Below are 13,741 nucleotides of genomic sequence, written 5' to 3'. Positions count from 1 at the left end.
GGGCGGTACCGGCTTGCTTTAGGCTGTTGAGTGTTCAGCGCACGCCCGCGTTCCGCAGGGCCGCTGGCGTGAAGTCCTTGGCCGAGGCCTCTGTGCCGTACTGAATCGCGCTGCGCTCCTCGTTGGCCATGCCGATGGCCAGATAACGCCCGGCAATGATGTCGTAGAGCGCCTCCAGGGCGTATACCGGCACCTCTTTGTCGTACTGCTGGAACAACATGGCCTCACCGACTCGCCATAGCTGACCACGCCCGTCGTAGTGCTCGGACAGGGCGATCTGCCAGGAGTCCTCGTCGACGAAGAAGCGACGCTTGGCGTAGATGTTGCGCTCGCCCTCCTTGAGCGTGGCCTCCACCTCCCAGACCCGGTGCAGTTCGTAGCGTGCCAGATCCTGGTTGATGTGGCCGGCCTTGAGGATGTCGCTGTACTTCACCTGCGGCGAGGCCAGGCGGAAGTTGTTGTAGGGAATGAAGGCCTCGCGCTTGCCCACCAGCTTCCAGTCATAACGATCCGGGGCGCCGTTGAACATGTCGAAGTTGTCCGAAGTGCGCAGGCCGTCGGCGGCGGTGCCTGGGCCATCGTAGGCCACCTGCGGAGCACGACGCACACGACGCTGGCCGGCGTTGTAGAGCCAGGCCATGCGCGGCTCCTTGACCTGGTCGAGCGAGTCGTGCACCAGCAGCACGTTGCCGGCCAGACGCGACGGCGCGGTGACCCGCTGCTTGAACAGCAGCAGGGTGTTCTCGGCCTTGGCCGGGTCGAGATCCGGCACGTTGTCAGGGAAGGCCACTTCGTCCTCGAAATGCACCAGAGTATAGGCACCGTTGGTCTGCGGCGAGGCCTGCACGATGCTGCGCTTGAGGTTGCCGCCGCGATAGCGGGTGATGTGGTTCCATACCACTTCCAGGCCGTTGTGCGGAATCGGGAAGGCGTAGTAGCGGCTTTCGGTGAAATCGGTCAGGCCGTTGCCACCGTCGCGCAAGCCGGTCTTCAGGGCGCTGGTCTTGGCCGCTGCGTAGATCGCGTCCGGCACCGCTGTGCTGCGGTGAGTCGGGTAGATCGCCATGCGGTAGCTGTCCGGGTAGCGCTTGAACATGGCCAGTTGCCCGGCGGTGAGGTGCTCGCGGTATTGCTCCAGGTTCTGCGCGGTAATGGTGAACAGCGGCTGTTCGTTGGCGTAGGGGTCGGCCAGGAAGCCGCGCTCGTCCACGGCGCCGGCGTCGACCGGCAGGCCGCCGGTCCAGGCCGGGATGCTGCCAGCGGCGTTGCCGGCCATCTCGGCGCCCAGCGGGGTCAGGCTGGTACCGAGCTTGGCCGCTTCCTCGGGGCTCACTGCGGCCTGCACACTCAAGGCCAGCAGGCCGAGGGAAAGCGCGCCGATCATTTTCAGGGTGGTGTTCATCTGCATGCCTCTGATCCTGTACGTCTTAGAAGCTCACGCCGAAGCTGAGCGCGAGGAAGTCGCGGTCGACCGCGGTGTTGTAGTCGCCACCGAAGAAATCGGTGTAAGACAGGCTGGCTGTGTAGGTATTGCGGTAGTCGGCATCGATGCCGAAGCTCACGGCCTTGGTGCCTTCGTTGAACAGGCCGTTGGGGCCGTAGCCGTCGACGTCGTGCGACCAGGAGAGGTTCGGCTTGAGGTTCACCCCGGCGAACACGTTGCTGTACTCCCAGATGCCGCGCACGCGGTAACCCCAGGAGGTGCTGGTAACGAAGCCGTGGGTGTCGCCACGGAAACCGTAGGCACCGAACAACGAGTCACGGCCGTAACGCAGATCCTCGCGGCTCTCCAGCCCGCCGACATGGGCCATGCCGATCTCGCCCACCAGGGTGAAGCGCCCGGCCCCCATCACCTGGTCGAAGAAGTGGGTGAAGGTGGTCTGCACCTGGGTGACTTCCTTGCGCCGGTAACCGACGTTGTCCTGCCCTGGCCCTGCCGAGACCGGCGCGGTGCCGGGAGCGATGGGGTTGAGCAGGCTCAGGGTCATGTCGGTGGTGTTGATCTGCAGCGGCAGGTTCGGTCGATAGCTGATCTCCCCCGCCCAGGCAGTGCCGGTGGGCAGCGTGGTGGAAAAGCTCAGGCCGTAGAGGCGGATGTCTTCGGGGTAATCCAGGTAGTAGCGGCCGTTGCCGAGCATCACACTCTGCGCCAGGCCGGCGCCGCTACCCGGGGCGATGCCATTGGCCGTGCCGATGATTCCCGGCAGCGCGGCCAGGGTCGCTAGGCCGGCGTTGCGCGTACTGACGATGGGCGTGCGGCTGTGATAGTTCATGAAGTACGCACCGTACTCGGTTTCGTCCCCCAGCCAGCGCAGGGCCAGGCCCCACTGGCCGCTGTCACGGGCATCGCGATCACCGCCACGCGGCAGGATCACCCCTTCGCGGTCGACCCGGAAGCCCTGGCCGAATGCGGCAGCGACCGGCTGCAGCGGCGCGATGGCCGGCGAGCCGATGTGATAGCCGTCGTCACAGCCGTCAGCGGCCACATCGGCAGTGGAGAAGAAGGTGCCGCAGTTGTCGAGGATGGTCTGATCCCACTCCAGTTGGTAGAAGGCCTCCATGCTCAGACGGTCGCTGAGGCTCTGCGACAGGTAGAGCATGTTCACCGGAATCAGGCCCTCCTTGATCTCCGCACCGGGGCGGCGGAAGGCAGCCACGTCGATGGGATTGATGGAGTTGATGCTGTTGCCGATGAAGGTGCTCTCGCCCCAGCTCACCACCTGCTTGCCGACCCGCACCGTACCGGGCAGATCGCCGATGGCGTAATTGTGGTAGACGAAGGCATCGAGGATCTCCCCTCCCGATGACTTGGCGCCCTCCTTGCGATTGTGGTCATCGATATCCTTGAAGCGGCGGCCTTCGTCCTTGAGCTCGAAGTCGTACCAGTACTTGCCGCGCACGAAGACGCCGGTATCGCGGTAGCGCAGCTCCAGGTCGTGGATGCCTTTGAAGATCTTCGAGAAGGTCTCGCCCTTCTTGAAGTTCAGGCGGCCGTCGTCACCAGTCTGCGCCTGGCCCTGACCACCGTTGTTGGGGCCGATCAGGTCGCGATCCGGGCTGCGCGTCGACCAACTGGCGCCGACCGACAGCGAGCTGTCGAACTGCCCTTCGAGCTCGCCGATGTTGAAGGTGACGGCCTGCGCCGGCGCGGCGCAACCGACGGTGACAGCCAAAGCCAAGGTGCGTGGCTGGAATAGTCCGGGCCCTGTTGTTCTTGTCATGCGGGTCTCCTAGGTGTTGGGTACGGCAACGCCAACCCTAGGCGGGCAGAAGACGACGGATAAGCGCACCAAGGAGGGATTTCGCCTGTCGCCCGAAAGGATGAATGGCGCCCTGACACGGGCGCAAACGGGCCGACCTCAGCTTGCTGAATGATGGGTCATCAAGGCTGCGGGGAACTATCGGAGCACAGGCAGTAGGGGGCGCGGATCACCGTGCGGATCACCGCCCGGCCCTGCCGCAATCCGGCGCAGCGAAACGGCGACGGTTCCTAGCGCCAGCGATCCAGCAGATTCACCGCCAAACGATCCAGCCAGCCCCAGAGCCTTTGCTGCACGCGGCGCCACCAGGGGCGCTGGCGCCAGTCGTCGAGGGTGATCTCGCGGCTGGCGGTGAAGTCGGCGATGAAGCTGCTCGCCACCGCCTGGGTGAACGCGGGGTCGAGTGCCTCGACGTTGGCGTCGAGGTTGAAGCGCAGGTTCCAGTGGTCGAAGTTGCACGAGCCGACGCTGACCCAGTCGTCCACCAGCACCATCTTCAGGTGCAGAAAGCGCGGTTGATACTCGAAGATGCGCACCCCGGCCTTGAGCAGGCGGGGGTAATAGCGCTGGCCGGCGAAGCGTACCGGCGGATGATCGGTATGGCGCCCGGCCAGCAGCAGGCGCACTTCCACGCCACGGGCGGCAGCGCGGCGCAGGGCGCGGCGTACCTTCCAGGTGGGCAAGAAATAAGGCGTGGCCAGCCAGACACGCTGCTTGGCGCCACGCAGGGCGCGCAACAGCGACAGCAGGATGTCACGGTGCTGCGCCGCATCGGCATAGGCCACCCGCCCCAGACCAAGCCCGGCCGCCGGGCGCTCCGGCAAACGCAGAGGCTCGGGCGTGTGGTTTGGTCGCCAGGAGAAGCGCGTGCGCCACTGGTGCTCGAACAGTTGCTGCCAGTCGTCCACCAGCGGCCCTTCGATTTCCACCATGGCCTCGTGCCAGGCGCTCTGCGGCGCATCCGGCAGCCAGAATTCGTCGGTGGAACCGGTGCCGCCGACATAGGCCAGGCGCCGGTCCACCAGCAGCAGCTTGCGGTGATCGCGATGGAAGTTGCGCATACCCCGACGCCAGCGCACCGGGTTGTACCAACGCAGTTGCACGCCCGCCACCAGTAGCCGCTGGCGCAAGGCAGCGCCCAGACCGGCTGCGCCATAGGCATCGAACAACCCACGCACGCTCACCCCGCGTGCAGCGGCACGGCACAGGGCCTGCACCAGACGTTCGCTGCAGCGGCCATCCTCGATCAGGTACAACTCCAGCTCCACCTGGTGCTGCGCCGCCTCGATGGCCGCCAGCATGCGCGGAAAGAATACCGGCCCATCGAGCAGCAGCTCGAAGCGGTTGCCACCGCGCCAGGGGAAGATGCTGCCGCGCACGGCCATGCTCAACACGCCATCACGATGGGCAAGGCGGCAGTCAGCAGCGGTGCGAAAGGCGAAGGATGCATAAGGGCTCGGCGAACGACCTGTCCAGCCGGCAACAATAGCCCCCAAGCCCGGCCTTGCAAAGCCTGGCAGGCGCTCCCGGAAAGAAGTAACCCGGATGCAATCCGGGAGCGTTTTACCAAGCAGCCACGGATTCGCGCTATTCGTTGGGCAACAACTGACAGCCCTGGCGCTCGCCCAGCCAGGCCGCGCTGTGGGTACGACCGAGGCCACTGGCGGTCACGCGTTTGCTGCTCTCGTCGTCGATCAGGCTGCTGATTGGCACGTACTGCTTCACGTAGCCGGCGCAATAGGGCGCAGGATTACCGCTGACGTAACGGCAGGAGCAATACTCCTTGGCCGTGTAGGCGCCGATGATGTCGGGGAAGGCCTGCAGGTAGACACGATTCGGCCAGGCCCAGGCCAGCAGCACAACGAGCAGCACCACCAGCACGCTGAGAATCGGATGACGGCGGATCATGGCTGCACCTCCTGGGCGAAGGCCGCCTGCACGCGCTTGAGCAGTTCGTTGTGCTGGAAGCTGCCATCGCGGTCATCGGCGTAACGCACCACCACCAGTTTCTCCTTCGGCATCACATACAGGCCCTGGCCCCAGTGGCCCAACGCGGCGATGGTGTCGGCCGGGGCATCCGGCCAGGGCCGCGAACTGCCGGGCAGTTCGGCATTGAGCCACCACTGCCCGCCTGGTACCGCATCGCCCGGCTTGGCAGTCTGCGGCTGATAGGCGGCGAAGGGTGTGGAGACGAAGTCGACCCAGGCGGTCGGCAGCAACTGCCGCTCGCCCCAGCGCCCGCCGCGCTGCATCAGCAGGCCGACACGGGCCAGATCGCGCGCACTGAGGTAGGCGTAGGACGAGGCGATGAAGGTGCCGCTGGCGTCACGCTCCCACACCGCGCTGTGGATGCCCAGCGGCTCGAACAGCGCCGTCCAGGGGTAGTCGGCGTAGGCCTGCTCGCCGACCATGCCACGCAGCGCAGCCGCCAGCAGGTTGCTGTCGCCACTGGAATAACGAAAGCGCGTGCCCGGCGCGGCATCGGCCGGGTGCGCGGCGGTAAAGGCGGCCATGTCGCCCCGGCCACGGGTGTAGAGCATGGCGATCACCGAGGATTTCAGCGGGGCGTATTCGTAGTCCTCCTGCCAGTCCAGGCCCGAGGCCCAGTTGAGCAGGTGGCCCATCTTGATCTGCGGGTGCTCGGCCATCGCCGGGTAGTACTGCGCCACCGGTGCATCGAGCTTGAAGCGCCCTTCGCCATAGGCCACGCCAAGCACGCTGGCGAACAGGCTCTTGGCCATCGACCAGGTCAGGTGCGGCGTCTGCGCCGTGGTCGGCGCGGCATAGCGCTCGTAGACGATCTGCCCATCGCGCACCACCAACAGCGCGTCAGTGCGCACGCCCTTGCGCTCGGCATCGTCGCGCGGGGCGAAGGCATAAGCCTCCAGCTCGGCGATGGCGGCGGACGGTGGCGCAGCCTGGCTCTGCCAGTCAGGTTGCGGCCAATTTTCTGCCTGAACGAACCCGGACAGCAGGCAGAGGCCGAGCGTCAGGCTCAGACGACGAAGGGAGAAGGTGGGCATGGGCGGCCTCGATGGGGAATCGAGGCGCACCCTAGCATGCCGACGATGACGACTTGAAGCGCCGGCCGCGACACTCATTTGGGCAGGCAGTAATCCTCGGGGCCCATCAGGTCGAGACCGCACTCGAGGTTCTCGATCCAGTGCAGGAAAGCGCTGATCATCTCGCCGCCGACGAAGGGCCGGCCATGCTGCGGCACGATCATCGCCACGTCCATCTGCCGCACCATCGCCGCCCACAGGCGACAGGCCTTGTTGCCGGCCATGTAACGGCGATGGAAGCCCTCCATGTTCGGCACATGGTTGACGAAGTCGCGCACCGGCGTGGCGTCATCGACCATGGACGCGCCCATGTCGCCGGAGAAGAGGATCTTGCTCACCGGGTCATAGAGCTGGAAGTTGCCCACCGAATGCAGGAAATGCGCCGGCACCGCCTTGAGGTTGCACTTGCCCAGCGGCACGCTCTGGCCGCGATCCGGCAGGGCGATGATGCGGTCGAAGGTGTTGATGCCCCGGCTCAGGGCCAGGTAATTGGCGGTCAGGTGCGGCAGAAAGCGCGCCCATAATTTGGAACAGATCACCCGCGCGCGGGTGTGCAGCAGCCATTTGTCCAGCGAGGCGATGATGTCCGGATCCTGGTGCGAGGCGAAGATGTAGGTCAGATCCTGCACCGGGATGTGCTTGGACAGCTCCAGCGACAGCGGCGTATAGGTCAGGTCACCACCTGGATCGAGCAGCAGGTACTGCTCGTTGTCGGTGATCAGGAACTGGTTGGATTGCACGCCCTCGCCGCTGACCAGGTCATCGAACATCAGGCATTGGTGGCTGCCGTTATCGAACAGCACGATGGGCTCGCGGCGCATGGAAACCTCACAGGTGAATCGCCAGGCAACCTTATGCGCACGAGGGCCAGCCAGTACTGATATGGGTCAACGCGCGGCGACAATCTGCCGCGCTTTCTCCAGGCGTTTGCCGCGCGCCGCCTCGGCAATGCGTAGCAGGCCCTGATCGCGCTGCCACAATTCGGCCCAATGCGCCGGCCCCGCAGCCATGGCGGCCTCCAGCTCGTCGGCCAGGGCCTGCTGCTGGGCGAACAGCCCAGCCAGCAACAGGTGGGTGGTGGGCGCATTGGGCGCCTGCCGCGCCACCTCGGCGCAACCGGCGAGTAGCCCCTGCAGGCGCAGCAGCAGGGACTCCGGCCAGCCGCTTTCGCGGCCGATACCGAACAACCAGGCACAGACCGCTGTGAGCACGTGCACGTCTTCCAGGGTGCGGAAGGGTTTGACGTAGTCGTCCCAGCCGTCACCGGCCAGACGCTCGCTCTGCGCCTGTTCCAGATGCAGTCGGGCATGGCCGATATCCGGCATCAAGGGCAGTGCCGGCAGCGGCTCGATGCAAACGCCTGGCGCCCCCTGGCGCACCACCCCCAGGGCCAGCCGCGGCGCTTCGTCGGCCTGCTCCTCGCGCGCCGCCACCAGCAGCCAGTCAGCGCATTCGGCGGCGGTGACGAAATCCTTGCGACCGCTGATGTACAAGCCGTAGATGCGCGTGCTCATGTCCGCCGGACGGGTGCTGCGGTTTTCCGTCACGCACAGGGCACCGGCCGTCCACGGCGCCGCCGGCCACAACATGCGCAAAGCGGCCTGGTAACCGGCGAGGAAGGCCAGCCCCGGCGTCGCGGCCTGTAAACCGCCCGCCAGCGCCAGCTCGAAAGGCGGCGGCGTGCCGCCCAGATGCGCCAGCAGGCGGGCGTACCAGTCTTCCAGGCCGTGCTCGGCCGACAGGCGTTCGCTGGGCTGATACAGGCTCGACCAGGGCATCGCAGACCTCCTCACCTAGATTTTTCAGAGGTGCCCATCCGGGCCACCGTCATATAAGCATCAAATAATCGTCACAGTGATGACATTGCCTCGACCTAGCCTGAGCTTGCCCAACAAGATCGACCGGCTGCAAGTATCCAGCCGGCACACGGAGGATCCGGCATGACTCAAACCGCTCGTAGACTGCAGGCCGAACGCTTGCACGGCCCCGCTGCCCTACAGGAAGCCCAGGCATTGCGCTATCGCGTATTCAGCGCGGAGTTCGACGCCAAGCTCAACGGCGCCGAACTGGGTCTGGACATGGACGATTACGACATTCACTGCAGCCATATCGGTGTGCGCGACATGAACAGCGGCGTGCTGGTCGCCACCACTCGCCTGCTCGACCACCAGGCCGCTGCCGGCCTCGGCCGCTATTACAGCGAAGAGGAATTCGCTCTGCATGGCCTGGCCAAGCTGGAAGGGCCGGTACTGGAAATCGGCCGCACCTGCGTCGACCCCGCCTACCGCAATGGCGCCACCATCGCCGTGCTCTGGGGCGAACTGGCCGAGGTGCTCAACGAAGGCGGTTACCGCTACCTGATGGGCTGCGCCAGCATCTCCATGCAGGACGGCGGCATCCAGGCCCAGGCCATCATGCAGCGCCTGCGCGAACGCTACCTGTGCACCGAACACCTGCGCGCCGAGCCCAAGCACCCGCTGCCCAAGCTCGATGTGCCGGGCAACGTCATCGCCGAGATGCCGCCGCTGCTCAAGGCCTACATGCGCCTGGGCGCGAAGATCTGCGGCGAGCCCTGCTGGGACAAGGATTTCCAGGTAGCCGACGTGTTCATCCTGCTCAAGCGCGACGAACTCTGCCCGCGCTATGCCCGCCACTTCAAGGCCGCAGTCTGAGACCAGACGGCATATTCCCGATAATGGCCAAACGACGCTATCCATGGATAATGCCGTCACTCATCCTCAAGCGGAGACCTCGATGGCCAAACTGCGCCTTTCCCTGCGCCTCACCCACCTGGCCCTGGTGATCCTCTTCGGCACGCTGCTGGCTGGCATCGTCAGCCTCTGCGAACGTGTCGTCCGGCACGATCTGATGCCCTTGCGTCAGCGTCTCACGCGCTGGTTTCTGGCCCGCCTGGGTGGCGCCCTGCCGTTTCGCGTGCGAGTCGAAGGCGAACTGCCCGAGCGGCCGATGCTGTGGGTCGCCAATCACGTGTCCTGGACGGACATCCCACTGCTCGGCGCCCTGCAGCCGATTTCCTTCCTGTCCAAGGCCGAGGTGCGTACCTGGCCGGTGGCCGGCTGGCTGGCGCACAAGGCCGGCACCCTGTTCATCCGCCGTGGTTCGGGCGACAGCAACCTGGTCGGTCAGCAGCTCACCCGTCATCTGCAGCAAGGCCGCCACCTGCTGATCTTCCCCGAAGGCACCACCACCGACGGCCGCGCCCTGCGCACCTTCCATGGCCGCCTGCTGAGCAGCGCCATCGACAGCAACGTGCCCCTGCAGCCGGTGGCCATTCGTTATCTGCGCGACGGCCAGCTCTGCCCGATATCACCCTTCATCGGCGACGACGACATGCTCTCGCACCTGCTGCGCCTGCTTTCCAGCCCGGCCTGCGAGGTGGAGATCCGCCTGCTGCAACCGGTTCCCTGTGAGGCACGCAGCCGTAACGAACTGGCCCGTCACAGCCAGGCCATGATCGCCCGCGCCCTGCAGCTCGAAACGCCAGTAGTGGTTGTGCCCGAAGCCGAAGCCGCCTGATCCACAGCGTACGGGGGCTTGCCAGGGATCCCTGGATAGCCTCCAGTCTATAGCTCGTAGCCGTTCAGTCAGCTGGCGGCACGATCAGCGCATCGACCTCCACCGACGCCAGCAGGCGGATGGCCACGCTGCCCAGCACGAAGCGCGACAACCCCTCGCGGGCATGGGTGCCGAGCACCAGCAAGTCGGCATTGAAGCGTTGCAGGGCATCACCGACCACTGCCTCCGGCGACCCCACCCGCACCCACAGGCGCTCAGGCGTCAACTGCACGCCCACCTCGGCGAAGCGCTCGGTCAACTGCTTGCTCAGCAGCTCGCACTGGTTCTCCAGCACCTCGGCGCTGATCCCCGCATCCATCACCATGCCACTGGCCAGCGGCTCGACGGCGCTGGCCAAGGCGCAACGCTGCTCGTCCAGCAAGCCCAGGTCACGGGCCTGGGCCCAGGCCTGTTGCGACGTGCGCGACAGGTCGGCAGCCAGCAGCGCTTCACGGTACTCATGAGTGACCGGCCCATTGACCCGCAGCACCGGCAGATGGCTGCTGCGCACCACCCGCTCGAGCGTGGTGCCGACGAAGAAATCACGCAGCGCGGATTTGCGGTGCGCGCCCACCACCAGCAGATCGGCGCCCATGCCCTGGGCGGCCTCGACCACCATGGACGGCACCTCGCCAGTATTGACCAGCACGCGCGGACGGCTACCAGCCTGCTCGGCCAGGCGCTCGGCCTGGGCCTGCAACAGCGTCTCGGCCTGCTGCACCTGGCGCTGCACATGTTCGGTAGGGGCGTCATCATCGATCACGTGCAGCAAGCACCACTCGCCACCACCCTGGCGCCGGATCAATTGCACGGCGCGCTGCACGGCGTGCGCTGAGCGCTCGGACAGATCGGTCGCCACCAGAATCTTGATCATCTCGTTTCCTCCATAGGATTCACACCGAGTTACATTCAAGCCCCTCCTGCCGGTTCACTCCTTGATGCAGGTCAGGCACAGCGTCGCAAAGCGCTCTAGGGTTGTCGGGAAATCCCGTGCCCCGGCTCGCCGAAGGAGATGCGTCCATGCCCGGTTCACCCTCTGTACATAGTGACCACACCTGGCACGGATTGACTGCACGACAGGCACTCGATGCCCAGCACAGTGACGCGAGCGGCCTCGGTGACGACGAGGCCGAGAACCGCCTGCACCGGCACGGTCGCAACCGCCTGCCAGCGCCACCCCGTCGCGGCCCGCTGCTGCGCCTGCTCTACCAGTTCCACAACGTGCTGCTGTACCTGATGCTGGCGGCTGCCATGATCACTGCGCTGCTCGGCCATTGGGTCGACACCTCGGTGATCCTCGCCGCCGTACTGATCAACGTGATCATCGGCTTCGTCCAGGAAGGCAAGGCGGAAAACGCGCTCGACGCCATCCGTGATCTGCTCTCGCCCCACGCCATGGTGCTGCGCGGCGGCGAGCGTCGCGAAATCGATGCCGAACGGCTGGTGCCCGGCGACGTGGTGCTGCTGGTGTCCGGCGACAAGGTGCCGGCCGACCTGCGTCTGCTCAGCGTGAAGAACCTGCTGATCGAAGAAGCGGCGCTGACCGGCGAATCGCTGCTGGTGGAAAAATCCGTAGCCCACTGTCAGCCCGACGCGGCGCTCGGCGACCGCCGCTGCATGGCCTACTCCGGCACCCTGGTCAGCAGCGGCCAGGCCACCGGCCTGGTGGTGGCCACCGGCGCGAACACCGAACTGGGTCGCATCGGCGCCATGCTGCAGCAGGTGCAGGCGCTGTCCACGCCGCTACTGCGGCAGATCGAACAGTTCAGCCGCTGGTTGGCGGTGATCATCCTGATCCTGGCGCTGGCCACCTTCGTCCTCGGCATCCTCTGGCACGGCCAGGATCCGGCCGAGATGTTCATGATGGTGGTGGCGCTGACCGCCTCGGCCATTCCCGAAGGGTTGCCGGCGATCATGACGGTGATTCTCGCCCTCGGCGTGCGCCGCATGGCTGGCCAGAACGCCATCGTGCGGCGCCTGCCCGCAGTGGAAACCCTAGGCTCGGTGACGGTGATCTGCTCGGACAAGACCGGCACCCTGACCCGTAACGAAATGACCGTGCAGCGCGTGGTTAGCGCCAGCCGCATCCTCGATGTCTCGGGCGTTGGCTACGCCCCCGAAGGCGCCTTCCACGAGAATGGCCAGTTGCGCGAACCTGATGCCGAACTGCTGGAGATCGCCCGCGCCGCGCAACTGTGCAACGACGCTCGCCTGCAACAGGACGACGCCGGCCACTGGCTGCTGCATGGCGACCCGACCGAAGGCGCACTGCTGACCCTGGCGCTGAAAAGTGGTGTCGATATCCAATCCCTGCAGGCCCAGTTGCCGCGCAGCGACGCGATTCCGTTCGAGTCCGAACATCGTTTCATGGCCACCCTGCACCACGACCACGCCGGGCACGGTCTGATTCTGCTCAAGGGCGCGCCCGAGCGGGTGCTGGAGATGTGCACCAGCCAGCGCAGCGCCGATGGCGGCAGCACGGCGCTGGATGCCGACTACTGGCGGCGCCAGAGCACCGACCTGGCTGCCCGAGGCCTGCGTCTGCTGGCCCTGGCAAGCAAACCGGCAGCAGCCGAGCAACGCAACCTCAACTTCGCTGACGTGGAAAGCGGCCTGACCCTGCTGGCACTGGTCGGCATCATCGATCCGCCACGTGCAGAGGCCATCGCCGCCGTGGCCGAATGCCAACGTGCCGGCATCCGGGTGAAGATGATCACCGGCGACCATGCCGAAACCGCCCGCGCCATCGGTGCGCAACTGGGCATCGGCATCGACCTGCCGGCGCTGACCGGCGCCGAACTGGAGCTGCTAGACGACCGCCGTCTGCGCGAAGTACTGCCCGGCGTCGAGGTATTCGCCCGCGCCAGCCCCGAACACAAGTTGCGCCTGGTACAGGCCATGCAGTGCAGCGGCGAGGTAGTGGCGATGACTGGCGACGGGGTCAACGACGCGCCAGCGTTGAAGCGCGCCGACGTCGGCGTGGCCATGGGCCTGAAGGGCACCGAGGCGGCCAAGGAAGCCGCCGAAGTGGTGCTGGCCGACGACAACTTCGCCACCATCACCGGCGCCGTGCGCGAAGGTCGGGCGATCTACGACAACCTGAAGAAATTCATCCTTTTCGCCCTGCCTACCAACGGCGGCCAGGCGTTGATCGTGATCTTCGCCATCCTGTTTCAAGTGGTGCTGCCGCTGACCCCAGCGCAGGTGCTGTGGATCAATATGGTCACCTCCAGCACCCTGGGCCTGGCGCTGGCCTTCGAGCCCAGCGAACGCGGGTTGATGAAGCGCACCCCGCGGGCGCCGAGCGAGCCCTTGCTGTCGGCCTTCTTCGTCTGGCGCATCGCGATGGTTTCGGTGCTGATCGCCGGCGCCGGTATCGGCCTGTTTCTCTGGGAACTGCAACACGGCAACAGCCTGGAAAGCGCCCGTACCATCGCGGTCAACGCCGTGGTGATGTGCGAAATCTTCTTCCTGTTCAACAGCCGCAGCCTGTTCGCTTCGGTAATCAGCCGCGACGGCCTGCTGGGCAATCGCGCCGTGCTGCTGACCATCGTCATCTGCATGCTGCTGCAACTGTTGTTCACCTATGCGGCGCCGTTGCAGCGCGTGTTCGGCTCGGTTGGCATGACGCTGGAAGAATGGCTACGGGTGTTGCTGGCAGGCCTGGTGATGTTCTGCACGATAGAACTGGAGAAATGGCTGGTACGGCGTTATCGATTACATCCGCAGGCGGCCTGAAACAGGGGTGGGAAGGCTGCAGCGGTGGTCGTCGCAGCTAAAGCCCCTCCCACGGTGCCCGCCCCCCTGTGGGAGGCACTTCAGCGGCGATATTCCTGGTGCGCA

At 65.9% G+C, this 13,741-nt stretch carries 11 protein-coding genes; 3 read left to right on the top strand and 8 right to left on the bottom strand.

The window, feature by feature from the left end:
* Positions 1 to 34 precede the first annotated feature (34 nt).
* The 7 genes from OU800_RS05595 to OU800_RS05565 form a co-directional block, all read right to left on the bottom strand.
* Positions 35 to 1,402: a DUF1329 domain-containing protein gene (locus OU800_RS05595; protein WP_268184205.1), complete on the bottom strand. Its 1,368-nt coding sequence runs from the start codon at positions 1,400 to 1,402 to the stop codon at positions 35 to 37.
* A 25-nt stretch (positions 1,403 to 1,427) separates the two neighbouring features.
* Positions 1,428 to 3,221, bottom strand: coding sequence for a DUF1302 domain-containing protein (locus tag OU800_RS05590; protein WP_268181846.1), 1,794 nt, complete (start codon positions 3,219 to 3,221; stop codon positions 1,428 to 1,430).
* Positions 3,222 to 3,490: 269 nt separating this feature from the next.
* The gene (locus tag OU800_RS05585; RefSeq protein WP_268184204.1) at positions 3,491 to 4,639 is read right to left on the bottom strand and encodes a phospholipase D-like domain-containing protein; all 1,149 of its coding nucleotides are present in this window, start codon (positions 4,637 to 4,639) and stop codon (positions 3,491 to 3,493) included.
* Between the two features lie 208 nt (positions 4,640 to 4,847).
* On the bottom strand, positions 4,848 to 5,168 hold the full coding sequence (locus tag OU800_RS05580; RefSeq protein ID WP_268181844.1) for an amidase: 321 nt from the start codon (positions 5,166 to 5,168) through the stop codon (positions 4,848 to 4,850).
* The gene (locus OU800_RS05575; RefSeq protein ID WP_268181843.1) at positions 5,165 to 6,283 is read right to left on the bottom strand and encodes a serine hydrolase domain-containing protein; all 1,119 of its coding nucleotides are present in this window, start codon (positions 6,281 to 6,283) and stop codon (positions 5,165 to 5,167) included. Before OU800_RS05575 ends, OU800_RS05580 begins: the two co-directional genes overlap by 4 nt.
* 74 nt (positions 6,284 to 6,357) lie before the next feature.
* A complete protein-coding gene (locus OU800_RS05570; protein ID WP_268181842.1) occupies positions 6,358 to 7,143 on the bottom strand; it encodes an MBL fold metallo-hydrolase in 786 nt (261 codons plus the stop codon).
* 66 nt (positions 7,144 to 7,209) lie between these two features.
* The gene (locus OU800_RS05565; RefSeq protein ID WP_268181841.1) at positions 7,210 to 8,100 is read right to left on the bottom strand and encodes an acyl-CoA dehydrogenase family protein; all 891 of its coding nucleotides are present in this window, start codon (positions 8,098 to 8,100) and stop codon (positions 7,210 to 7,212) included.
* A 162-nt stretch (positions 8,101 to 8,262) separates the two neighbouring features.
* On the opposite strand from OU800_RS05565, the gene olsB reads away from it, so the two are divergent.
* Positions 8,263 to 8,994, top strand: coding sequence for an L-ornithine N(alpha)-acyltransferase (olsB, locus tag OU800_RS05560; RefSeq protein ID WP_268181839.1), 732 nt, complete (start codon positions 8,263 to 8,265; stop codon positions 8,992 to 8,994).
* A gap of 82 nt (positions 8,995 to 9,076) precedes the next feature.
* Positions 9,077 to 9,859, top strand: coding sequence for a lysophospholipid acyltransferase family protein (locus OU800_RS05555; protein ID WP_268181837.1), 783 nt, complete (start codon positions 9,077 to 9,079; stop codon positions 9,857 to 9,859).
* Between the two features lie 64 nt (positions 9,860 to 9,923).
* On the opposite strand, the gene OU800_RS05550 is transcribed toward OU800_RS05555, so the two are convergent.
* Positions 9,924 to 10,772, bottom strand: a complete 849-nt coding sequence (locus OU800_RS05550) for a universal stress protein (protein ID WP_268181835.1) — start codon at positions 10,770 to 10,772, stop codon at positions 9,924 to 9,926.
* Between the two features lie 146 nt (positions 10,773 to 10,918).
* Here OU800_RS05550 and OU800_RS05545 point away from each other — a divergent pair, with 146 nt between their 5' ends.
* On the top strand, positions 10,919 to 13,636 hold the full coding sequence (locus OU800_RS05545) for a cation-transporting P-type ATPase (protein ID WP_268181833.1): 2,718 nt from the start codon (positions 10,919 to 10,921) through the stop codon (positions 13,634 to 13,636).
* The last annotated feature ends 105 nt before the right edge of the window (positions 13,637 to 13,741 follow it).

Origin of the sequence: Pseudomonas sp. GOM7 (genome assembly GCF_026723825.1) — a bacterium.
Classification (GTDB): Bacteria; Pseudomonadota; Gammaproteobacteria; order Pseudomonadales; family Pseudomonadaceae; genus Aquipseudomonas.
Note: the sequence above shows the minus strand (reverse complement) of the source record. Positions and strands in the feature narration are given on the sequence as shown.

Coding starts and splice junctions, on each gene's coding strand:
- OU800_RS05545 (WP_268181833.1), top strand. CDS start 10,919: ATGCCCGGTTCACCCTCTGTACATAGTGACCACACCTGGCACGGATTG.
- OU800_RS05590 (WP_268181846.1), bottom strand. CDS start 3,221: ATGACAAGAACAACAGGGCCCGGACTATTCCAGCCACGCACCTTGGCT.
- OU800_RS05550 (WP_268181835.1), bottom strand. CDS start 10,772: ATGATCAAGATTCTGGTGGCGACCGATCTGTCCGAGCGCTCAGCGCAC.
- olsB (WP_268181839.1), top strand. CDS start 8,263: ATGACTCAAACCGCTCGTAGACTGCAGGCCGAACGCTTGCACGGCCCC.
- OU800_RS05575 (WP_268181843.1), bottom strand. CDS start 6,283: ATGCCCACCTTCTCCCTTCGTCGTCTGAGCCTGACGCTCGGCCTCTGC.
- OU800_RS05595 (WP_268184205.1), bottom strand. CDS start 1,402: ATGAACACCACCCTGAAAATGATCGGCGCGCTTTCCCTCGGCCTGCTG.
- OU800_RS05565 (WP_268181841.1), bottom strand. CDS start 8,100: ATGCCCTGGTCGAGCCTGTATCAGCCCAGCGAACGCCTGTCGGCCGAG.
- OU800_RS05580 (WP_268181844.1), bottom strand. CDS start 5,168: ATGATCCGCCGTCATCCGATTCTCAGCGTGCTGGTGGTGCTGCTCGTT.
- OU800_RS05570 (WP_268181842.1), bottom strand. CDS start 7,143: ATGCGCCGCGAGCCCATCGTGCTGTTCGATAACGGCAGCCACCAATGC.
- OU800_RS05555 (WP_268181837.1), top strand. CDS start 9,077: ATGGCCAAACTGCGCCTTTCCCTGCGCCTCACCCACCTGGCCCTGGTG.